The sequence below is a fragment of the Hafnia paralvei ATCC 29927 genome (assembly GCF_001655005.1).
Classification (GTDB): Bacteria; Pseudomonadota; Gammaproteobacteria; order Enterobacterales; family Enterobacteriaceae; genus Hafnia; species Hafnia paralvei.
In genome coordinates, this window is record NZ_LXET01000046.1 from 299,474 (window position 1) to 320,582 (window position 21,109).

Here is a 21,109-nt window from a genome sequence, read left to right on the forward strand (position 1 = left end):
CGTGCGGGGTGATAAACATGCGTACTTTTAAAATCGAATGTCCAGAGTGTAAATCACCGGCCATTATTAAAAAAACCCATTGGGTAGATAAAAAACTGGGTGTTTTATACTGCGGGTGTACCGAAGTTGAATGCGGTCATACGTTTGTTTTTCACGCGCAGTTTTCGCACACTCTCAGCCCCAGCGGCATGGCTGGGGCTAAGCTCATGAAATTCTTGATTGACCGCTTGAAACCAGAAGAGCGACAAATTGCCCTTGATTTACTACAGGGACAGGCCAGTTAACGAGAAACCCGCGCAAAGCGGGTTTTTATTAATCATGGATTAGTGCAAAGCCCCATTACCTTTCTTATTCCACGTCACATAAAGCGGTCATAATCGCTAACCTCTCAGCCGGTGGAAGCAAGGAAAATTTATCTTTCCAACGCTTGACCTTTCGCTTTATCCGCTGCCTATCGTTAGAATCTTTTCCAGCAAAAGCATGTGAGTAAGCCTTCCCCTCTTGGTAATTCATCCAGATTTTTTCCGTTCGAACACCGCCGCGTGTCATGGCCTGAAATTCTTTGCTTCGCCAGCCGACTAATGTTTCGTCATAAAGCCTTGATGGATAACCCGATAGAATGATGGAAACATTGCTAGGTAGACCCATAAGGCAAGACAATAACCGTTCATGATCTGTCACTGAATATTCAAAGCGATAACGATTATTACTTGTTCTGGTCTCAGGCAAGTAAGGGGGATCGGCATACACCAATACACGACCAGCGCTGGTAAAGTCGAACGAGTCCAGATAATCAACTGCGTCCTCGATCACTAAATTGACATGTGATAGTTGGTGTGTGAACGCAAAATTTTTCAGCGCATCGACATCAAGATCAATGCCAATATTACGTATTGCTGGCGGTTTCCGCAGCATAATAGCACCACCGCCAAGATGGGTTTCAATGTATGTTTCATGCGGCGGCATCTCAGCAATTATCTTTTGGTAGACCCCGCTTGCGGCCTTGCTTCCTAAGTAACTCACTAATCAATTCTCCTGCAGTAATGCCATAAATAACCGCACTCGATACATATGGCCAGAACAGACAAAAATGACTATGCCAGCTGGCGCAGTTGATTTTATCTATGCGGTACCATTTCTTATTTCACCAACTCGCTGCATCAGCTTGCGTACGCGCGTCCCGTAATCCGGTTCACATCGGCGAATATCTCCATACTGATCGACGCGGTAATTCTTACCTTCAATATCAACAATATTCCCCGCAGCTAGGCGGCGTAGGACGTGCTGCGATAATTCCCACCCAATTGAGTGGGCGAATTTCTTCATATTTGAGATAAGTTCGCCCGCAGCATGACTAAATGCTTGCTCCCCTTTGGTTTTCTGCCGCTGATTTTCTGGCGAAAGTGGCTCGCTCTGGTTTTCTGGTGGCGGATTTTTCAACCTTCGCAACAACTCTCGGCGTTCTCCCCGTGTCAGTGCGTCTAAATTATCCAAATTGAGCGGTTTTTCATTCCGCTTTTTGGCTTTTGGATCTGGTTGTTTTTCAGACGGGCGGACAGTTATTGCCACGAGTCCAAGTGAGGGCGAAACCCCTGAAGGGCCAAGGTCAACCCCCGCGCCAGCTTTGCTGGCTTCAAGTTCATGGGCGTTGCTTTTGGATTTTTTGACTAACTTCCACGTTTCGCTATGGGTACAAATGCGAGATTCATCGCCCAAGCGCGGCGAATAGACGCCATAGATACGCGGGCTTATTTCGCCGTAGTCGTTCGGGGTTTCAGATAATGCGTAGGCTGTGCGGATCACATGCTCGTTGCGGGGCCGCATCACGCCACCTTGCTTAATGGTGTAAGTGGCAAAACACCCCGCATCGGCGGCGGCAAGCACATCATTCATATGCTTATCTTGCAGAAGCTGCGCCCCTTTTTTGGGCTTGAGTTCACGCTGTAGCTGATTAGCCAACCGGCGCAATTCTCGGTAGGTTTGACGCGATGGAACGCCAAAGAATTGAAACTGCTTAACCCTGTGCAAACTTGCCCAAGCGACGGCATTATCGCTGTTATTAGCAAGGGGTTTCCCCGTCTCTTTACAGATGAGCGGTTTACCCGTTTTCTTGTCTTTGGCCTTATCCAGTGAGCCGCCACCAATATTTTTACCGATGTAAGTCGCGATATAGCTCGCAGGTGAACCTTTTCTTTTAGTGACTGGTACAACATCAAACCGCGCTCTCACGTTCTTGCCCAACTCAGCACGATCTTCACGTATTGCAAATTCACGCATCACCTTAGTGATGGCGGCGCGATCTCTATGACGCATAAAGCACAATAAATGCCAGTGAACTGTACCGTCATGATGTGGCTCAGACACACGTACGCCATACCAAGGCAAGCCCTTTCGCTGAAGCTTTTTCCTGATACTGGAAAAGACGCTAACCAGATAGTCACTGCTTTCACGGACGGTCTTTTCCGTCCACTTTGGGTTAGGTTTGCCGTTTGCAAGCGTGGCGTGATACTTGGACGGGCACGTAATGGTATAGAACATGGCGTAATCGCCGCGCATTTCAGCCAAGTTTTGCAGCCCCTTAACGGTAGTCATCATTTCGATATACCGTAAATAAGGGTTGCTGGTACTGGAAAGCATGACCTGTTCTAAATCAATCTTGAAACCGTCTTCGTTTTCCAGCTCATGCATACGCATGAATTCAAGCGTTCGGCGGTATTGGTCACGCTGGCGTTCTATCGCATCGTGACTGGCATAGGCGGAAGCATGTTTATGAACAAGGCACGCGGCGCGTAATTGTTCTTCCCGCCATTCATTGCGTAATCGCCATAACTTACCTTTCCACCAATCAGCACAGCGCAGACGCAAGAATGCCCCCGGCAATAGGTCATAGGGGGCACGTTCTCGGTGGCGAATATAGGGATTGAGAGAATCCCAGTAAGGCGGCTGGATACATAAGCGCTGTGCTTCAGCTGCGACCACGTGATATACGCGTAGAATGGCGTCTGGGGTATGGTCATGAGTAAGGTTAGCCTCGACCTGAGCACAAAAAATCATGTCCATATGCGCCGCCACCATTGCGGCAAGCGTCTGCACTTCGCGTTTGTTCAGCTCCGGTAAGCGCAAAAGCTCGTCTAGACGCTCTCGACCTGCAATATGACGGTAGCCTATAGTCAGCTGTTTTTCTCTGACGGCTTCTAACCGCGACAATGCACTCTCGACTATTTCAGTCAAAAATATATTGGCTCGATGTTCGCCATGTTCTCTGCGTAGGTATTCAATCCGCTGCTGTAGTGGCTGGCGTATAAACTTTGGCTGCGCATTTAAGTTAGCGGCAATCTCTAATAATGGGCTATGGCGTAGCGCCTTTTTAGACTCGGCAAGACGGGCAAGATGCAAACTGAGTTCATTCTCATGCTCTTCGAACAAATCAATTTGGTACTGCCGCTTATTGATGGCTTTTTTTTCTTCTTCAGTCATGGCGGCTATGCGCATCATGCGCGAGACAGCTTCATCATGCTGGTAGTCCGCAATCATTTTGGCGAGCGGAGTTTCTACATAATCCGTTTCATCCTGTAGCGGGTTAATTGATTTTGCTGGAGCATTCCACGCATAAGGCCCGGTAAGCACGGATGTGCTTCCGGGGTAATCTGGCGGTGGGGTTGGGGCATAACGTCCGCGTGTGTCGCTCATCATCTTATTGATATGAATATGCTGGGCTAATGTGCTTAGGCTGCTGAGCGCAGTTACAAGCGTATTTGCCGCAATGCTGGCAGGTAGAAAGCACGCCGATCACTTCGTTGGCGTCTTCGCGCTGGCTAGCCTTGGAACTAATAGAACGTCGAGCACTGAAGCTATGCAGATTGAAATGGCGATAGATTTCGCGTGTTAGCGGAGTATCGCTATTGGAGATCACGACTGGCGAACCGTGAGACAGGTTCACCGCTAACAAACTGGTCACTAAACGCATATGTTCAGCACGTCCGAACGGTTCTTTGCTGTATTGCGTAAAATTGGCGGTAGCGCTGATCGGGATGTAGGGCGGATCGCAGTAAATAGCCGTATCACTTTCAGCCATTACTGAGATGGTGTTTTGAAATGGTGCGCAAATAAACTGCGTATGCGTATCTTTGGCTTTTTCCGCAAATAGGCGGATCTCGTCAATAGGGAAATAAGGTTGATTTTTATGTTTACCGAAAGGGACGTTATAAATCCCCTTTGCGTTATATCGGCATACACCATTGAAGCAGTGCCGATTGAGATAAAGAAAGAGTGCTGCGCGTTCTTCACTGGCTGGCAGTTCATTAAACCTTTTGCGGAGTACCGCATAGGCTTCTGCACTATTTCCATGAAGAAATAGCGGTTGAGCAAGAGAGATAAAATCTTCAGTTGCTTGAGTCGCAAAGCGATACATCCCGATAAGATCAGGGTTAATATCCGCTAGGATATAGCGACGGTAATCTGTATTTAGAAATACCGAGGCTCCACCAACAAACGGCTCTATAAGACAATCGGCCTTTGGCAAATAGGGTAATAACTTGGGCATGACGCGACTTTTGCCGCCCGCCCATTTGATGAACGGACGGATCATTTCCATATCTCCACGTTATATCGCTCATGAGTCATTAAGCGCCAATGTTTGCCGCCGTTCTTGCTCAATAAACGCCACCGAATACCAATATCAATTTTTAAATAGCCGTGCGGTTTAATACGCTTATGTATGCGCCTGCCATTTTCAAATTGGGTAAGCAAGGCCAAAGCCTTGCTATAAATTCTGGGGTTCGCCCGCGATCCAGATAACGTCATAACATCGGCTCCTTATCTGCTGTAAGGTGCTGCCAGATGTGTGAAACGTATTGCGCCTGATGAACTGCATCCGCTAGGGCGTTATGACGTTCGCCCCTGAAAGGCATGTCATGCTTTGGGTTGAAACCAATGACTTTGCCTAGTTCAACCATCGTGCGACAGTCGCGTTCGTTCCAATACTTCCATAGCGGCCCTTCAAGATCAGCGCGTGCATAAGCGGCACGTAGAATGGCGCAGTCAAACGTTGGTGAATTACCCCAGACTTGTAGTAAATCTAAATCCTCTGGAACTGCATGATCAGTAAGAAACCCGTCAAGTTGACACAAGGCATCCCAAAGCGGGATTGCATCACTTGCCAATAGCTCTGCTTGCGCCTCACGTGTTTGCTTAAGCCACCATTTGAACGTTGCAACACTAGCGACGGCCCCGTTTAGCTCGTCGTTCTCTGCATCAACGCGAACGTAAAAACGCGCCCCGGTAATGCCGGTTGATGGCTCAAAGAAAACAGCGCCAATACTGGCAATGGGTGCATTGGTGTTGGTGCCTAAAGTTTCAATATCAATCATGACGTGGTTCATAAGGGAGCCTCTTAGAATGAAACGGGATTGTGTTGCGGTTGCGGCTGGTCTAATTCACGGCGCAAAGCATCAATGAAAGCGATAACTGCGGGGTTGCTAGCGCTGAGAGTGAGTTCGCCCTCATTGCATTTGATGGTCATTCCTCTGCGGGATATTTCAGGGAACATGACCCCCAAAATATGAGTGCGTGCCGTTGTGCTTCGAATGTTGTACATATCAAAACCCTTATTTTGGATGCACGAATCCTTCACCACTTATTCAGCGGTGAATCATTTTTTGAATCTGAAATTAATTAACTTGGTTATTAATATTGCTTAGGCAAATATACCCATAAGCCACGCAAACCATCGGCGCTTATTTCGTGGGTTAGACATAAAAGGCTTTCGACAACCTTTTATAAATTGAACATCTGCAACTTTTGGCTGGAAGAATCGCCCGTCAGGTGTTTCAAGCCAACCGTGATTGTTTTTGAAATGTGTAACTTGGCAACCTTGTTTTAGTAGGCTTGCCAGTGATGGGGCTTGTGCTGAAGTCATGAGCTTACATTCTCCAAGATTTAGTAAAGATGCCGAGTTTTAGCCATGCTCGGCACATGGGGTTTGTGGTAACTTATCTGCGCCTGTAAAGCTTTGAACGGTAGATCAGGCGCAAACATCAACCACCACATAGGAATTTTTGATATGAGCGAACAAGAAAAGCCAAAAATCAAAACGCATGTTGTGCGGAATGTAAAAACGGAAGATTTCCACGTTAAATACCAGCCGCGACAGCAACAGCAACAGCAACAGCAACAGCAACAATCTCCTCAAGATGGAGATTCCAACACAAGGGACTAAGCAATGACTCAACAACTCAACGACGAACAGATTCACGATCTCTATTACTTCCATGCGCTAGAAGATATGACTGCAATTTTTTACAGGAATATCTTCAACCTTATCAGCTTCATTCAGGTGCTTTTAAGCACTACGGTAATGGCTGACATTGCAAATCTCTTCCCCGTTGGGTTGTTGATGGCTGTTCTTTCCACGTACTTATTTATTTATAAACCGGGTGAAATCTCCGGTAAGGCAAAAGAGCAAGCTCGCCGTTATGAAAAAATGATTTCTGCCATTGATGATATGACTATCAATGAATACAAGCGTCGTCTTGACGAAAGTGTAGATAATGATTCCCCTGTTCCTAGCAATCTGAAACATGCAGCACATATAAAAGCGGATATAGCTACAAATACTAATCCAGAAGCAATACCTTCACGTGTTCGTTCCCTCACAGCTGGTGAAAAGTTTTACGTTTTCTTTGCTGGCGGAATACAGTATTAAACGCCACTCTGACAGTTCTTAAGAATGGCTAATAGCTTCGCTAATTAGTTCTTTTAAAATGGCCTCATCTTTGGGGCCATTCATTCCCCAACCTACAACGCCATAATAAATATCTCCCGCATGGGCACCATTTCGATAATAGCGCTGACGCGTAAACGTGATGGACGGAATATTGTGCTTATCTACTTGGGCTGGGTTTCCAGTCTCAAGCGCTACTACATCCGGCTGCATACAGGCTTTTAGCGTTGGGTACGAAATAGCATCAATACCCTTAAAGTTTTCTTTGTTATCTAGCACAAGGTTAAATAAATAAGGTGTGGGAAGTCCGCAACCCGATTTTGGGTGAAGTTCATGAGCTATATAAACTGCGAAATAGTGTGGTTGTGACCATTCCTCTGCTATTTCTAATAACTTACTGCCTATCTCTATCTCAGCATATAAACGAGCTTTACCTGCTACCATCACCGCTTCCAACTTCTTGACACTCCCAAGAACAGGGGATGCCCTTGGATAGTCAAGGTTGCGGATAATGGTTGCTGTATACAATTCAGGATTGTAATTTTCAGCAATCGCGAAAATATCTTCATTTGGCAAGTCACGCCCGTCTACTGATTTACCACCGATAGCGACTAGAAACATCTTCTTGTACATAAATCATCCCACTTTAAAGTTGCTTGATAACTGAACTAGGCTGAATCTCACCAGCAATTAATTAGAATGCGGCTGCTTTTTCTAGGTGATTGAATCCGTCCAAATACATGCGGGCGTAATAAGCAACCATGTTGACTTGTTTCAATTCACGGCGATCTGGAATGGTGCGAGGCACGCGAGGAAGGTAATTCCGATCCATATCACTTTGAACTTGACGCAAATCCAAGCCGTAAAATTCAGCAAATTCCTTTACCGTCATGCAGGGTTTAATGCCCTTTTCTGTGAGATAAGCCAAAGCAAGAGCCATAGCCTCACGCTCTTGGGCGTTGTATGCAGCTGGATTTGTTGTGGCCCACATCCCCTTTGGGGCGCTCGCTTTGGCGGGTTTGCTTTTATGCGCAGTCTCCATGGGTTATCCTCTTAGATCGGTTTAGATTGGCTTCGTTGGTGTTCATATGTACACCATTGAGTTCAAATTTAAGGTCTATATAGGCACCTGTCAAATGAAATTAAGCGAAAAAATCAAGTTGATCCGTGAGTCTGAAGGGTTGAGTCAAGCTAACTTCTGTAAAATCATAGGATTATCAATTAACACACTGAAAAAATACGAAGGCGGAAAATTTGAACCTGGTGGGGATGCCTTAACAAAAATGACTCAGCACCCCAGATTTACAAAATACACTCTTTGGTTGATGACCGATCAAACGGCTGAAGAATCGGGGCAAGTGTCTCCGGCTCTCTCCCCTAGTGGGCAAGGCAGCATATCCAAGCCCCCAAAAGACCGGAAGGTTGGCTAACCGCATTGAAAATTAAAGTGAATTGGTCTAGGGGTGGAATTTGTTACGAGCGGAATTTATGGGATGACGATTAATAAACTGGATAGCGGTCAATACATGGTAGATGTTCGGCCACAAGGTCGAATGGGTAAACGTGTTCGCCGAAAATTTCAGACCAAGGCAGAAGCGCTGCAATATGAGCGCTGGGTGATCGCCACCCAAAATAGTAAGGATTGGCTCGAAAAACCCAAAGATACGCGTACATTTTCTGACTTGGTCGAATTGTGGTGGGTTCACAAAGGCCAAACAATGCGAAGTGGCAAGGTTACGTACACAGCGTTAAAAGGAATTTGCAAAAGGCTAGGAAATCCACCTGCCGATAAAATTACACCCGCGTTCCTGTCTGAGTATCGCTCCCAAAGGCTAGCCCTTGGGAAAAGCAAGGCTACAGTAAACCATGAGCGCGATAATATTAGTGGCGTGTTCACCGTTCTAATTGAGCTTGGTCATTACCCTGCCCCACATCCTCTTAGCAGTTTCAGAACGTTGAAGCTTGAGGAAAAGGAAATGGGGTATCTCCGCAAAAATCAAATTGTTCTTCTGCTAAACGAACTCAGCGGCGACAACCTAAAAGTGGCGAAAATTTGCCTAGCAACCGGTGCGCGATGGATGGAAGCGGCAACCTTGCGCCGTTCCCACTTGTCTAACAACCGCGTGACATTCTCAAAAACCAAGAACGGCTATGCTCGTACGGTACCAATAACACCAGAGCTATATGATGAAATCGCACTCGACGAACAAGAGATTTTATTTCCAAGTGTAAGTTACATGGAAGTACGAGAGCTTATAAAACGTGTCGCCCCAGACCTTCCTGACGGCCAAGCAACACATGTATTTAGGCACACCTTTGCTAGCCACTTTATGATGAACGGCGGCAATATCCTGACACTACAAAAAATCCTAGGTCACAGGACGATTACACAAACAATGGTCTATGCCCACTTTGCGCCTGAACACCTAATAGATGCTGTTAAGTTCAATCCACTAGTTGATTTGTGAGTGTCCACATTTTGCCCTCATTGGTTTGTTTTGTGTTGTGTTCGATTGTTTTCACATAGAATGTAAGTTATTGATGATTTTATAAGTGATTGATTTCACGTATCTTAAAAAAAGCGCTCAACTTTTTTTGATTCCAGAGGTCATATTGAGGTCTGTTGAGGTTTCCAACTGTTGCAAGGTCGATTATCATCGGCAACCTATGTCCAAAAGGAATGAGATTACTATGCGTTGTAAAATGCTGACTGCCGCTGCTGTGGTTATGGTTACGCTGACCGCAGGCTGTTCAACCTTTGAAAAAGTGGTATACCGTCCTGACATCAATCAGGGAAACTACCTGACTGCTGCTGACGTAGCCAAAATTCACAGAGGGATGACGCAGCAACAAGTCGCCTACACGCTAGGTACGCCAATGCTGCAAGATCCGTTTGGAACCAGCACATGGTTCTACGTGTTCCGTCAACAGCCGGGTCATGAAGCCGTGACTCAAGAAACACTGACTCTGACCTTCGATGGTAGCGGTGTTTTGACCAATATTGAAAACACCAAAAAGCTTCCTGATAACAGCGAAGAATAAGTGCCGTAAGCTAGGCAAAATGGTGTGATAGGGCTGGATGTATCAATATCTGAGAGAATAAGGCGCAAACAGCGCCTTATTTTTTTGCTCGTTCGGCACGCAACCGACGCAGTTCTTTCGGATCGGCTAACAACGGGCGGTAAATTTCTACTCTATCTCCCTCGTGAACCTTGTCCGACAGCTTGACCGTACGGCTGTAGATACCCACTTTGTTTTTCGCTAGATCGATTTCAGTTCGTAACGCTAACAACCCCGACTGCTGAATAGCCTGTTCAACGTTAGCGCCTTCCGGTAGCTTTATACGGCGTAAATATTGGCGTTCAGGCAACGCGTAAACCACTTCAACACTGATATCAGGCACTGTAGACCTCTTTCGCACGCGAAGTGAAAGCCTGAACCATATTCCCCGCCAGCTCTTTAAACACCTTGCCGAAAGCCAGCTCAACCAATTTGTTGGTAAACTCAAAATCGAGATGCAATTCAACTTTGCAGGCATCATCACTCAACGGGATAAAATGCCAACCGCCTAACAGCTTACGAAATGGACCATCGACGAGTTGCATCTTGATACTGGAGCTATCTGCAAGGGTATTGCGGGTCGTAAAGGTCTTACTGATCCCAGCCTTGGAAACATCAACTGCGGCAGTCATCGAATTTGGCCCTGATTCTAAAACACGGCTCCCTACACACCCCGGCAAAAACGCAGGGTATGCGGAAACATCGTTGACCAACTGATACATTTGCGTAGCACTAAATGGCACCAAAGCAGAACGGCTAATCTGTGGCATATCAATTCCTGAGTAACATAAAACGCACAAATAATACCATTTATCTGTGGACAGAGAGAAATGCCTTAAGCACACTGAGCTAACGTATTAAAAAACCACGACGGCTCAGGGTGAAAGGATGTTCATCCCTCGAGTGGTTCAGTATAATGGCAGCACTATGACAAAGAAAAAAGCACATAAACCCGGTTCAGCAACGATTGCTATGAACAAACGCGCTCGCCACGAATACTTCATCGAAGAAGAAATCGAGGCGGGGTTGGCGCTGCAAGGTTGGGAAGTGAAGTCGATGCGCGCAGGTAAAGCGAACATCACCGACAGCTACGTGACTTTCCGCGATGGCGAAGCCTACCTCTTTGGTGCCACTATTCAGCCACTAAACGTGGCGTCAACGCACGTCGTGTGCGATCCAACGCGCACACGCAAACTGCTGCTGAAGAAACGCGAATTAGAAACGCTGATCGGCAAAGTCAGTCGTGACGGTTTTACCGTTGTTGCGCTATCTCTTTACTGGAAAAACGCTTGGTCGAAAGTCAAAATCGGCTTAGCGAAAGGTAAGAAAGAGCACGACAAACGCGACGACATTAAAGATCGTGAGTGGAAATTAGACAAAGCACGTATCATGAAGAACTCAAACCGCTAAGCTACTGGCTTTACGGATATAATTTCTGATATACTGCTGAATAGTACTTGGGGCTGATTCTGGATTCGACGGGATTTGCGAAGCCCAAGGAGCATGCCGAGGGGCGGTTGGCCTCGTAAAAAGCCGCAAAAAAATAGTCGCAAACGACGAAAACTACGCACTAGCAGCTTAATACCCTGCTTAGAGCCTTCTCTCCCTAGCTTCAGCTCTTAAGACGGGGATCAAGAGAAGTCAAACCCAAAAGAGATCGTGTGGATACCTAGCTTGGGGTTGAAGCATTAAATCTAATCAAGCTAGTTTATTAGTAGCGTGTCTGTCCGCAGCTGGTAGGCGAATGTAAAGACTAGACTAAGCATGTAGTGCCGACGGCGTAGTAATTTCGGACGGGGGTTCAAATCCCCCCAGCTCCACCAAAATTCTCCATCGGTGATTACCAGAGTCATCCGATGAAGTCCTAAGAGCCCGCACGGCGCAAGCCCTGCGGGCTTTTTTGTGCCTTGAATTTGTCTCGCGAAGTCCGAAGGGAACTAATTAAATCCGAACCTTTTAGGCACCTTGTTAGGCACCTCATAAAGCTTTATTGTTTTTGAGGTGCCTAAAACTATGGAAACCCGGCAATGGCAAGACAAACCAAACCTCTCTCCGTTAAGGAAATCGAATCTGCCAAACCAAAGGAAGCGGATTATGTGCTCTATGATGGCGATGGCCTTGAGCTACTGATCAAATCCAGCGGGAGTAAAATCTGGCAATTTCGCTACATTCGCCCCGTCACCAAGAAGCGAGCGAAAAAGAGCATTGGCCCCTACCCGTCAGTTACGCTTGCCGATGCTCGAAGCTATCGGGCAGAATCCCGTTCTCTCCTTGCGAAACAAATCGATCCCCAGGAACATCAGCAAGAACAACTGCGTAGTTCGCTTGAAGCCAAAACTAATACTTTCCAGCTCGTGGCGGAACGTTGGTGGAATGTGAAGAAAGCCAGTGTTACCGAGGACTATGCTGAGGATATATGGCGCTCTCTTGAAAGAGATGTCTTTCCAGCGATTGGTGACGTCAGCGTTACAGATATCAAAGCTCATACGCTGGTTCAGGCCGTGCAACCAGTACAAGCCAGAGGTGCACTGGAAACTGTTCGTCGCCTTTGCCAACGCATCAATGAGGTCATGATCTATGCCCAAAATACGGGGCTGATTGATGCTGTTCCCAGTGTCAATATTGGCAAGGCATTCGAGAAGCCGCAGAAGAAAAACATGCCCAGTATTCGTCCGGATCAGCTGCCTCAGTTAATGCAGACGATGCGAACGGCCAGCATTAGCCTTTCAACAAGGTGTCTGTTCATGTGGCAGCTTCTTACCATCACCCGCCCTGCTGAAGCGGCTGAGGCTCGTTGGGAAGAGATAGACATGGTGGCACGAGAATGGAAGATTCCTTCATCACGCATGAAAATGAACCGCGACCACACTGTTCCATTGTCAGATGAAGCAATTGCGATACTGGAAATGATGAAGCCGTTAAGTGGAAATCGAGAATTTATCTTTCCCAGCCGCATCAAGCCAAACCAGCCGATGAACAGTCAGACCGTAAACGCATCGCTAAAACGCGCAGGTTTTGGCGGGGTTCTCGTTTCACACGGCCTGCGATCTATCGCCAGTACAGCCCTTAATGAACAAGGCTTTCCGCCTGATGTCATTGAGGCAGCACTTGCCCATGTAGACAAGAATGAAGTTCGTCGCGCTTATAACCGCAGCGATTACCTGGAGCAGCGTCGTCCAATGATGCAATGGTGGGCTGACTTCGTTATGGCTGCTGATCACGGAAATATGATTGGAGATGGCATTCGAGGTATAAGGCTTGTCGGCTAATACCCGAATAAGCGCTTCATAAGGAGCGCTTATTCTTATTCCCCAAATTCACATAAAAGATCATTACAACTGACTAGTTCTTTTTTTTCTGCTTACAGTGTCCTCGAAAGCCTGCCTCACACTTTCAATATTTGTAGACCACGATTTTAAAATAGTATCGGCTAAGGCTTCCTGACTGGTAGTTGGCATTCGATATTTTTTATCCTGCTTATTAACATTCAATTTTGACTCCTCTATAAATAGCCACAAAGGTTCAATGAGAACATTCACCGCCGCAGCTTTACTTCTCCATCCTTCCTCAGGAGCCAAATCAATTATAAGTTCCACCAGTTTTTCCTGAATAGGACGATACATTTCAGATTTTTTTATCCCACCTTTTCTTCCTGATCTATTCCTGGTAGATAAAAGTTTAGTTTGTTTATCTACAGAGATCTTACACCAAACCATCCCCATGCTTTTATCAAATAACTCAGATGCTTTTTTAAATGCTTCAAATGCAACATCCTCATTGTCTGATATAACTAATTCACCCCATTTATAGCACTTCTGTGCATACCTAAGATGAAATTTGAAAAGCTCATCCATAGAGATATATTCAGGAATAATGACAGCAACATTATCTCTCAGAAGTTCAGCCTCCAATGTACTCCAATAACATTCAATAAGCTTAGCTAACTCGATGCTTTTCTCATTTGATGGAAAGTCCTTATGAGAGTCACTGTAGCTATGCTCCTTCAAATAAGATGATGAATACAATAATATTCCGGGACCAAACTTCTTGGAGTTCCAGACCCGCTCTTTCATCATAGTCAACTCAGCCTGCATGCCTGTATGTTTTTCATCCAGAAATTGGGCGTACTTTCTCCATTCACAGTTTTTCATCTCACTGGAGAGAGCACTGCGTTTTCGACTAATTTCTTCACTAAAAATTTTAATAGAAAACATTTATCCCCACAATATCAACAAGTTAAACCTGTTAAAAATAAACCTTTGCTAGCCGTATTTTTTCGAAGAATCCTTGCAGCTATTCTTTGCTGGAACCAAACTGAGCTAACAAGAGGCAAACTAGTATGAACACTTCATCAGCAGTCAGGATACTCCGCTTACCTGCTGTTATCCATAAAACAGGTATCTCGCGAGCCACAATTTATGACTGGTTGAACCCGAGGTCGCCACGATATGATCCAACTTTTCCGAAGAAAAGAAAGCTTGGAACACAATCAGTTGGATGGCTTGAATCAGAAATTGATGAATGGTTGTTACATCGTAGTCTTATTAATTAATTATAAAGAGGAGTTAGATAGGATGTATGTCTAAAAAAAACAGATCAACGCAAAATAAAGAACTTGGACTAAAGTTCCAGACGCTTCCCACTTTTGCACAACGGTTAATAAGCTACATACATTATAAAACAGGAGCCGCCGCTGAACTTATTTTAATAGTGTTACTTGGGGTAATGGCACTTGCCTGCCAGGACAAATTTGATATTCAGCTTAAAAATGGGAGAACCTTTACATCACTTTATCTGATGCTATTGGCACGCTCAGGTAGCAGGAAATCAACGGTATTCAGGCTGTTGATGGGGGAAATTTATCAACTGGAAAAAGAGCTGCGAAATGATTTTCTGTTAAAAGAGAAAATTCATAAGCTTAAACTAGTATCCTGGGAAACCGAGCTAAAAGAGCTTAAAAAACAATTTGGCAAAGCTGTTCGTCAGAAGGTTGATGTAACTGAGGCACTTGAGGCGTTGGAGGAGTGCCAAAGAAGAAAACCATCTGTCCCAGAAAGAAAGTATCTTACTAAAAATGATTCGACAAGTGAGGGGCTTAGAAAGGCATTAGCGCTGGGTTCTCCATCATTGATGCTCGGCTCTGATGAAGCCGGTGGAGTGATTGACAGCAATCTTTTTCGCAATATATCAGTTTTTAACTCTCTTTGGGGAGAAGGGAGAATCTCTGACAGCAGAGCATCTCGTGACAGCTACGATATTGATGATGTCCGGCTGACCGTATTGCTGTTGTTACAGCCTGAATTGTTTAACGACTTTATAAGTAAGCAGGGGAAAAAATTAAGAAAATCAGGATTCTTAGCGCGTTTATTATTGATTGATCTGGAGCAACTTCCTGAACTATGCAACATCCCTGATGCGTGTTCATGGTCTGATGAACCAGGACTTGATGGTTTTTTCTCTATTCTCGTTAAGCATTTGCAAGACGGGATAGAGCGTAGAGAAAAAAATGAAGAACGTATCTGTATTACTTTATCTGAAGAGGCGAAAGCGTCATGGGATACACAAAGTAAACGAATCAGGGAACTAATGCAAAAAGGAGAGGAGTTGCATCACTATGATGATTTCGCCTCAAGAATTATGGAACAAGCTACGAGAATCGCAGCAGTAATGCAAATGTTTATTACACCCGACTCACCAATAATTACCAAGGAAACGTTAATGTCAGCTACTAAAATAACACAATGGATTATTAATCACCTTATCACTAAGGTCGATACTACCCGAAAACCTACAACTGCAGAAAAATTGGTATGGTTCATGGAGGAGCATCTTGTTAGTAATGGTTCTTACGATTTCAAGAGGAATGATATCATTAAAAAAGGTCCATATTCAGTCAGGCGTTCAGAAAGTCTGAATTCTGCTTTAGAAAAACTTGAATCTGAAGGAATAGTACAACTATTTGAACGAGGTGGGGTTAATTATGTCAAATTTATTGGTTCCAAAATGGAACCTAGTGAACTAGCTGAAAAGACTAATATCCCGTTGTTAGATTCAGGAACAGTTGCGATGAGTAAACTACGTTTACCTGAATAACTTCAGAGTAAGCAGGCTCTTCCTGATTAATATTTATTTTGTTCTTAAGCCGAGTAACACTAAGGATTCAGCTTAAATTATTGAGGAGGACAGCTCATGAGTTTTAATCGGTATATGTAATATACCTTTATCAAAGGTCTACTCCTGCACAAACAATCATCAAGAGTGACAACCCCTACGGGGATTATATCCAACATCAGATGGGTAGTGTGAGAGCTACCCATCTGATGATTAATATTTACAGAATGAAGGATTATTATGGAATCACAATATTCGCTTACCAACGATGAAATTGATGACTTGGTAGAAATAGCCTCCAGAAAGTATAGTTCACCCATTGACCTCAATATTCTCAATTCACTGCTTGAAATGGTCTACGACACGCTGGAGCAGCATAACCGGATACTGGCTATTCGTACTGACACGAGGTTCGCTCTGTCTCATGTACCGGGAGAGCCTGATCTACCAATATGCTTCCAGCGCGATGATACGCAGGCAATCACTCGCTTCTTCGAGTCACTGAAAAGCCAGCTACGGGCAGATCATAACCGGTCCAGGAGACTAGGTAATCCGACGTTGCCATCTTATGGGTGGTGTAGGGAACGTGATACAAGCGAGCATCCCCATTACCACCTGATGTTGTTGTTTAATGCAGATGTGTATGGGTACCTGGGCAATTACCAAGAACTCAATGCTAAAAATATGGCAACCCGAATACAGAAAGCTTGGTGCAGTGCTATAGGGCTTGCTCACGAAGAGTACGCAACATTAGCTGAATTCCCACCTAATGCTGTTTACAGATTTAGCAGACTTGATGCACTGGATCGTACCCCAGTCTACTGGGATTTCCTGATTCGACTGGCGTATCTGGCGAAAACCAGAACCAAGGATACCCACAGCAGCAACCGTAACTTTGGCACAAGCCAATGCCTTTGCCTGATAACACGTTGAGTGTAAGACACAATCCGATCAAGGTCACATTGTAGGCAGACTCCTTTAAGGAATCTTTGAATCGCACATCGAACCCCTGCTACAACCTGCTACATGTAGCAGGTTGTAGCAGGGCACTAACGATGAACCAGCGGACCTGTTCTATGAAATTCGCTCTTCCTAGTACAGCTTCAAACCTCCAACTGGGCTATCAGTGAATCAGGTTCTACACCGACGTTCAGATTGATGCGTGACCGTTAAGTTCCTAACGAGCATCAAGTCCCCCTAGAGTCCGCATTGGCTAAAATGCCAAAGAAAATTATAAAGGGAATAAAAGGAATGCAATTTATAGCTAACGGCCCCGACATCCCCGAGTCACTCCTAGAGGCGCATGAGGAGGGGCGAGTGGTGTTTTTTTGCGGTGCAGGTATTTCTTATCCCGCATGTCTACCCGGGTTCAAGGGATTGGTGGAGCAAATTTATCGGCTGAATGGGACTGAACCTTCAGCCAGTGAGCAAGATGTCTTCAAGCGCGGACAATACGACGCTACTCTGGACCTTCTTGAACGCCGCCTACCAGGGCAGCGCTTAGCCGTTCGCCGTGCACTTACTGAGGCGCTGAAACCAAAGCTACGTCGTAAGGGGGCCACCGATACACAGGCAGCATTATTACGATTGGCCCGCGATCGCCAAGGCTCACTGCGGTTGGTTACAACTAACTTCGACCGCATTTTTCACGTTGCAGGCAAACGAACAAATCAAACTTTCCAATCGTACTCGGCGCCAATGTTGCCTATTCCTAAGAATAGCCGATGGAACGGGCTCGTCTTTTTGCACGGCCTGCTACCCGAAAAAATGGATGAAACCGCCCTGAATCGTCTAGTAATCACCAGCGGTGATTTCGGATTGGCTTACCTAACAGAGCGTTGGGCTGCCCGTTTCGTTAGCGAACTATTCCGTAACTACGTAGTTTGCTTCGTGGGCTACAGTATTAACGATCCTGTTCTACGTTACATGATGGATGCACTAGCAGCCGACCGAATGCAGGGAGAAGTATCACCACTGGCTTGGGCTCTGGGCGATTGTGAGCCAGGGCAAGAGCACCAAAAGACTATAGAATGGGAAGCCAAGGGAGTCACCCCCATTCTTTACAGTGTACCTGCTGGTAGCTATGACCATTCAGCTTTGCACCAGACCCTTATTGCCTGGTCAGACACATACCGCGACGGAGTGCAGGGCAAAGAAGCTATCGTCGTGAAACACGCCCGGGCTCTACCACATGAAAGCACGCAACAAGACAATTTCGTCGGGCGGATGCTCTGGGCTTTATCGGATAAATCAGGTTTACCGGCGAAACTGTTCGCCGGATTCAATCCTGTTCCTGCTCTGGACTGGTTATTAAATGCTTTTGCGCAAGATCAATTTGGGCATGGAGATTTAACGCGTTTTGGCGTACAGCCCAAAGATGAAGTGGACACTAAGTTACGCTTCAGCTTAATTCGACGACCCGCGCCCTATCACCGTGCTCCACAGATGCTAATTGCCTCTGGTGGCGCTACGAACAGCGAATGGGATGATGTTATGCTCCAATTGGCCCGCTGGCTCGTGCGCCATCTGGATGACCCTAGACTAATCATCTGGATTGCGGAACGCGGTGGACAACCACACGACAGTTGGTCATGGATAATTACTCATGAACTGGATCGCTTAGCTTCATTGGAGTCTGAAGGTAAAATTTCTGAATTGAATGAAATACGCTCGCATGCGCCTAAAGCGATTCCAGGTCCCCTTATGCGCATCTTGTGGCACCTAATGCTAAGTGGTCGGGTGAAATCACCATGGCCTTCTCATGATCTCTATCGTTGGAAGGGCCGCCTTAAGCGGGAAGGTTTGACAACCTTATTGCGCTTGGAGTTTAGGGTATTGCTCGCCCCCAAGGTGATATTGAAGAAACCCTTTCACTGGACCGAAGATACGAACAATACAGACGAACCAACGCGTATTAAACAATTGGTGGACTGGGAACTTGCATTGTCAGCTGATCACGTGCGTTCAGCATTAAAAGACTTGGTCGGCGAGGGTTTCAAACCTTTCCTGCCGTTACTGCAAGAAGATTTACAGCAGCTATTACGTGATACGTTGGATCTATTGTATGTACTTGGTGAGGATAATGATCAGAGTGACCGATCACACTGGGATCTTCCATCAATCACACCACATTGGCAGAACCGCGGGTTCCGTGACTGGATAATTTTGATCGAGTTGCTTCGTGATGCATGGCTGGCTATTCACGAGAATGATAGTCTCCGTGCGATACGAATAGCGCAGAACTGGTTCGCTCTGCCTTATCCTACTTTCAAACGGCTAGCCTTTTTTGCCGCCAGCCAGGATAGTGCCATTCCGCCTAAGGAATGGGTTGATTGGCTATTGGTCGATGAAGCATGGTGGCTTTGGTCTATAGATACAGGACGGGAGGTATTCAGGCTACTCGTTTTGCAGGGACATCATTTGACCGGGTCGGCACAAGAACGCCTTGAAGAAGCGATTTTGGCAGGGCCACCGCGCGAAATGTACCGTGATGAACTTGAGGAAGATCGGTGGCAAGGTCTGGTGGCTCGGTCTGTGTGGCTACATCTGGCTAAACTAAAGTCATCAGGTCTAATTCTTGGAGAATCTGCTGCTACGCGATTAGTAGAAATATCCAATATACACCCACAATGGCAATTGGCAGCTAACGAGCGTGACGAATTCTCACACTGGATGAGTGGTACTGGTGACCCGGATTATGAGGACAGTCGAGAGGTGGATATTGCTCCTCGTAGGCGACAAGACCTAGTGCAATGGCTAACAAAGCCAACGCCAGAAAGACAATCTTATTACGAAGATACCTGGCGTGAAGTTTGCCGCACACGCTTCTTTCATAGTTTGTACGCATTGTGCGATCTGGCACAAAATAACGTTTGGCCAGCGGACCGATGGCGTGAGGCTTTGCAGACTTGGGCCGAAGAAGAGGCTGTATTGCGCTCTTGGCGATATGCCTCGCGGTTGGTGATAACTATGCCTGATAACCTGCTTCATGAGATTGCACAAAGCTTAACTTGGTGGATGGAAGCAGTATCAAAGTCGGTCAATAGTAATGAGAACATGCTGCTGAAACTTTGCCATCGAGTTCTGGCACTCCCAATCGAAGTAGGTACAGGTGCCCAAATCATCCATAATGGCGTCGAAACTTATGATGTCGTTGGCACTGCGATTAACCACCCCATTGGACATGTCACTCAAGTATTGATCAACCAGTGGTTCGAACTAAACCCTAACGATAATGATATGCTTCCTCCTCACCTCAAGCCTATATTCACCTCTTTGTGTGATGAAGAGGTTGAACGATTCCGCCATGGCCGCGTACTGCTTGGCTCACGGTTGATTGCTTTTTTCCGTGTAGATCGCTCTTGGACCGAAAAGCATCTTTTACCATTGTTTGACTGGAGCAATCCGGTAGAAGCAAAAGCCGTATGGGAAGGATTTCTATGGTCCCCGCGTATTTATCCGCCGCTGATGACTGCTTTTAAGTCACAGTTCCTGGATAGTGCAAACAACTACATAAACCTTGGTGAACACAGACAGCAATTTGCAGCTTTCCTCACCTATGCAGCATTGGACCCGACAGAGGGTTATACAGTAGAAGAGTTTAGAAATGCGATTGGAGTACTTCCACCAGAAGGCTTGGAAGAGTCTGCACTAGCACTATCTCAGGAGCTTGAAGGTGCTGCTGAACAATGCGAAGACTTCTGGCGGAATCGTGTGCAGCCATTCTGGCTAAAGATCTGGCCTAAATCTCGCGACCTGGCTACTCCACTAATCTCCGAATCATTGACCCGTTTAGCTATTGCTGCTCGGGGTGAATTCCCGGCAGCGTTGACACAAGTTCTGGACTGGTTGAAACCCATTGAACATCCGCACTATGTCGTACACAAATTGCACGAGTCAGGTTTGTGCAATCAATACCCTGCGGAGGCATTGCTGCTTTTAAGTATCATAATCACTGATGAAAAGTGGATGCCAGAGGAGTTAGGCCAATGCTTAGATGAGATTGTGCAAACCTCGCCACAGCTTGCACACGACGTAAAATATCAGCAGCTAATAAATAACTTAAGAAAGCGCAGCGCTTAGTACTGGTGAAGGCAACACTTTGAAATCGGAAAAGTTCTATGCAGACTGTACCTAATGCGGTGGCATTTGACAGACCACTCATTCCAGAACGACAAAAAAAGATAACATTACTTTCTTTTCGATTTGTACGTTAAA

24 protein-coding genes and 1 other RNA gene are annotated in these 21,109 nt (G+C 45.9%); 13 read left to right on the top strand and 12 right to left on the bottom strand.

The window, feature by feature from the left end; genetic code table 11:
* Nucleotides 1-17 precede the first annotated feature (17 nt).
* A complete protein-coding gene (locus M988_RS15050) occupies nucleotides 18-284 on the top strand; it encodes an Ogr/Delta-like zinc finger protein (protein WP_082919466.1) in 267 nt (88 codons plus the stop codon).
* Nucleotides 285-348: 64 nt separating this feature from the next.
* Here the strand turns inward: M988_RS15050 and M988_RS15055 are convergent, their stop codons facing one another.
* The 7 genes from M988_RS15055 to M988_RS22980 form a co-directional block, all read right to left on the bottom strand.
* Nucleotides 349-1,023, bottom strand: coding sequence for a DNA adenine methylase (locus M988_RS15055; protein WP_064574784.1), 675 nt, complete (start codon nucleotides 1,021-1,023; stop codon nucleotides 349-351).
* 99 nt (nucleotides 1,024-1,122) lie between these two features.
* A complete protein-coding gene (locus tag M988_RS15060) occupies nucleotides 1,123-3,627 on the bottom strand; it encodes a replication endonuclease (protein ID WP_064574786.1) in 2,505 nt (834 codons plus the stop codon).
* 67 nt (nucleotides 3,628-3,694) lie between these two features.
* Nucleotides 3,695-4,588, bottom strand: a complete 894-nt coding sequence (locus M988_RS15065) for a DNA adenine methylase (RefSeq protein WP_064574788.1) — start codon at nucleotides 4,586-4,588, stop codon at nucleotides 3,695-3,697.
* Nucleotides 4,585-4,803, bottom strand: coding sequence for a ParE family toxin-like protein (locus M988_RS15070; protein ID WP_064574790.1), 219 nt, complete (start codon nucleotides 4,801-4,803; stop codon nucleotides 4,585-4,587). The genes M988_RS15065 and M988_RS15070 overlap by 4 nt, the downstream gene beginning before the upstream one ends.
* Entirely contained in the window at nucleotides 4,800-5,381 is a 582-nt protein-coding gene (locus tag M988_RS15075; protein WP_064574792.1) for a 3'-5' exonuclease, read from the bottom strand. Before M988_RS15075 ends, M988_RS15070 begins: the two co-directional genes overlap by 4 nt.
* An 11-nt stretch (nucleotides 5,382-5,392) precedes the next feature.
* Entirely contained in the window at nucleotides 5,393-5,596 is a 204-nt protein-coding gene (locus M988_RS15080; RefSeq protein ID WP_064574794.1) for a hypothetical protein, read from the bottom strand.
* 99 nt (nucleotides 5,597-5,695) lie between these two features.
* Nucleotides 5,696-5,917: a phage filamentation protein Fil family protein gene (locus M988_RS22980; protein ID WP_074388455.1), complete on the bottom strand. Its 222-nt coding sequence runs from the start codon at nucleotides 5,915-5,917 to the stop codon at nucleotides 5,696-5,698.
* A 144-nt stretch (nucleotides 5,918-6,061) separates the two neighbouring features.
* Here M988_RS22980 and M988_RS22880 point away from each other — a divergent pair, with 144 nt between their 5' ends.
* Nucleotides 6,062-6,217, top strand: coding sequence for a hypothetical protein (locus M988_RS22880; protein WP_156518183.1), 156 nt, complete (start codon nucleotides 6,062-6,064; stop codon nucleotides 6,215-6,217).
* Nucleotides 6,218-6,220: 3 nt separating this feature from the next.
* Nucleotides 6,221-6,703 carry a hypothetical protein gene (locus M988_RS15085; protein WP_064574796.1) on the top strand — a complete coding sequence of 161 codons (483 nt, stop codon included), beginning with the start codon at nucleotides 6,221-6,223 and terminating at the stop codon, nucleotides 6,701-6,703.
* A gap of 18 nt (nucleotides 6,704-6,721) precedes the next feature.
* On the opposite strand, the gene M988_RS15090 is transcribed toward M988_RS15085, so the two are convergent.
* Nucleotides 6,722-7,354, bottom strand: a complete 633-nt coding sequence (locus tag M988_RS15090) for a GPO family capsid scaffolding protein (protein WP_064574798.1) — start codon at nucleotides 7,352-7,354, stop codon at nucleotides 6,722-6,724.
* Between the two features lie 61 nt (nucleotides 7,355-7,415).
* The gene (locus tag M988_RS15095; protein ID WP_064574800.1) at nucleotides 7,416-7,763 is read right to left on the bottom strand and encodes a hypothetical protein; all 348 of its coding nucleotides are present in this window, start codon (nucleotides 7,761-7,763) and stop codon (nucleotides 7,416-7,418) included.
* Nucleotides 7,764-7,857: 94 nt separating this feature from the next.
* On the opposite strand from M988_RS15095, the gene M988_RS15100 reads away from it, so the two are divergent.
* From M988_RS15100 to bamE, 3 genes are all read left to right on the top strand, one after another.
* Nucleotides 7,858-8,151 carry a helix-turn-helix domain-containing protein gene (locus M988_RS15100; RefSeq protein WP_064574844.1) on the top strand — a complete coding sequence of 98 codons (294 nt, stop codon included), beginning with the start codon at nucleotides 7,858-7,860 and terminating at the stop codon, nucleotides 8,149-8,151.
* A gap of 63 nt (nucleotides 8,152-8,214) precedes the next feature.
* Nucleotides 8,215-9,189 (top strand): phage integrase, encoded by a 975-nt coding sequence (locus M988_RS15105; RefSeq protein WP_064574802.1) that lies wholly within the window; start codon nucleotides 8,215-8,217, stop codon nucleotides 9,187-9,189.
* Nucleotides 9,190-9,412: 223 nt separating this feature from the next.
* The gene (gene bamE, locus M988_RS15110; RefSeq protein WP_020303893.1) at nucleotides 9,413-9,763 is read left to right on the top strand and encodes an outer membrane protein assembly factor BamE; all 351 of its coding nucleotides are present in this window, start codon (nucleotides 9,413-9,415) and stop codon (nucleotides 9,761-9,763) included.
* Nucleotides 9,764-9,839: 76 nt separating this feature from the next.
* Here the strand turns inward: bamE and M988_RS15115 are convergent, their stop codons facing one another.
* Nucleotides 9,840-10,124 carry an RnfH family protein gene (locus M988_RS15115; RefSeq protein ID WP_064574804.1) on the bottom strand — a complete coding sequence of 95 codons (285 nt, stop codon included), beginning with the start codon at nucleotides 10,122-10,124 and terminating at the stop codon, nucleotides 9,840-9,842.
* Nucleotides 10,117-10,551, bottom strand: coding sequence for a type II toxin-antitoxin system RatA family toxin (locus M988_RS15120; protein WP_004847214.1), 435 nt, complete (start codon nucleotides 10,549-10,551; stop codon nucleotides 10,117-10,119). Before M988_RS15120 ends, M988_RS15115 begins: the two co-directional genes overlap by 8 nt.
* 157 nt (nucleotides 10,552-10,708) lie before the next feature.
* Between M988_RS15120 and smpB the strand changes: the two genes are divergently transcribed.
* From smpB to M988_RS15135, 3 genes are all read left to right on the top strand, one after another.
* Nucleotides 10,709-11,191 (top strand): SsrA-binding protein SmpB, encoded by a 483-nt coding sequence (gene smpB / locus M988_RS15125; protein WP_035503279.1) that lies wholly within the window; start codon nucleotides 10,709-10,711, stop codon nucleotides 11,189-11,191.
* Between the two features lie 49 nt (nucleotides 11,192-11,240).
* Nucleotides 11,241-11,604: a transfer-messenger RNA gene (gene ssrA, locus M988_RS15130) on the top strand.
* A 204-nt stretch (nucleotides 11,605-11,808) separates the two neighbouring features.
* Nucleotides 11,809-13,050: an integrase gene (locus M988_RS15135; protein ID WP_064574805.1), complete on the top strand. Its 1,242-nt coding sequence runs from the start codon at nucleotides 11,809-11,811 to the stop codon at nucleotides 13,048-13,050.
* Nucleotides 13,051-13,113: 63 nt separating this feature from the next.
* Here M988_RS15135 and M988_RS15140 read toward each other — a convergent pair whose 3' ends face one another.
* Complete coding sequence (locus M988_RS15140) at nucleotides 13,114-13,995, bottom strand: hypothetical protein (RefSeq protein WP_064574807.1); 882 nt, start codon at nucleotides 13,993-13,995, stop codon at nucleotides 13,114-13,116.
* A 125-nt stretch (nucleotides 13,996-14,120) separates the two neighbouring features.
* On the opposite strand from M988_RS15140, the gene M988_RS22465 reads away from it, so the two are divergent.
* From M988_RS22465 to dsr1, 4 genes are all read left to right on the top strand, one after another.
* Nucleotides 14,121-14,333: an AlpA family transcriptional regulator gene (locus M988_RS22465; RefSeq protein WP_013365117.1), complete on the top strand. Its 213-nt coding sequence runs from the start codon at nucleotides 14,121-14,123 to the stop codon at nucleotides 14,331-14,333.
* Nucleotides 14,334-14,359: 26 nt separating this feature from the next.
* Nucleotides 14,360-15,874 carry a YfjI family protein gene (locus tag M988_RS15145; protein WP_064574808.1) on the top strand — a complete coding sequence of 505 codons (1,515 nt, stop codon included), beginning with the start codon at nucleotides 14,360-14,362 and terminating at the stop codon, nucleotides 15,872-15,874.
* A 258-nt stretch (nucleotides 15,875-16,132) separates the two neighbouring features.
* Nucleotides 16,133-16,825, top strand: a complete 693-nt coding sequence (locus tag M988_RS15150) for an inovirus Gp2 family protein (RefSeq protein WP_064574810.1) — start codon at nucleotides 16,133-16,135, stop codon at nucleotides 16,823-16,825.
* 318 nt (nucleotides 16,826-17,143) lie between these two features.
* Nucleotides 17,144-20,974, top strand: coding sequence for an anti-phage defense-associated sirtuin Dsr1 (gene dsr1 / locus M988_RS15155; protein WP_064574812.1), 3,831 nt, complete (start codon nucleotides 17,144-17,146; stop codon nucleotides 20,972-20,974).
* Nucleotides 20,975-21,109 lie beyond the last annotated feature (135 nt).